The sequence below is a fragment of the Streptomyces sp. RP5T genome, from assembly GCF_003933965.1.
Lineage (GTDB): Bacteria > Actinomycetota > Actinomycetes > Streptomycetales > Streptomycetaceae > Streptomyces.
In genome coordinates this window covers 1-641 of sequence record NZ_RSAJ01001237.1, presented here as the reverse complement: position 1 = coordinate 641, position 641 = coordinate 1, and the positions used below count along the sequence as shown (strand labels likewise).

Below are 641 nucleotides of genomic sequence, written 5' to 3'. Positions count from 1 at the left end.
CCTCCCCGGAGGCCGCTCAGCTCATGACCGGCGAAGTGGATCACGCCCGGCACGCGGGGCGCAATCCCCGTTTCAGCCTTCGCTCCCACAACCGCCCACGCGACGCGTGCCGAGCGTGATGTCGTCCATGCGGATGTCGTACGACGCGGGCGTGGGGTCGGCCTGGTAGAGCTGCCAGCCCAGCTTCAGCCTGTCGAAGGCCGGGAAGACGAAGTCGTCGGCGGTGCCGCCGTGGTCCTTCGTGGACACGGTCAGGTCGGACTGCCGTACGCCGTCCAGGTACACGCTGACGCGGTTGTCGCGGGCGTCGAGATGGAACTCGACGCACTGCCATGTCCCCGCGACGGCCGGCGAGGAGGTCTTCCAGGAGGTCCAGTCCCCGGTGGGCCCGAGATCGGACCCGACACCCCAGAAGTTGCCGTGGTCGGTCGGTGCGTACTGCCCGCCGAGCGGTCGCACGAGCGTCGCCGAGCCGGTCCCCGACGCCTCGGCGATGGTCCAGTGCGCCCAGTCCGGCGCACTGGGAAACCCACCGACCCGCAACCGCACCCGCCCCCAGAAGCTGTTGCCGGGCGGGGAGAGCTTGTCGAACACGAGGAAGGCCCGCCCATTCCCGTCGGTACGAATCCGCAGCTCACGCC

The 641-nt window shown here is 70.2% G+C and carries 1 protein-coding gene; it reads right to left on the bottom strand.

What is annotated here, in order from left to right; all coding sequences use genetic code 11:
• Positions 1-72: 72 nt before the first annotated feature.
• Positions 73-641, bottom strand: a 569-nt coding sequence (locus tag EHS43_RS45610) for a hypothetical protein (RefSeq protein WP_125196149.1), incomplete at its 5' end; no start/stop codon positions are given.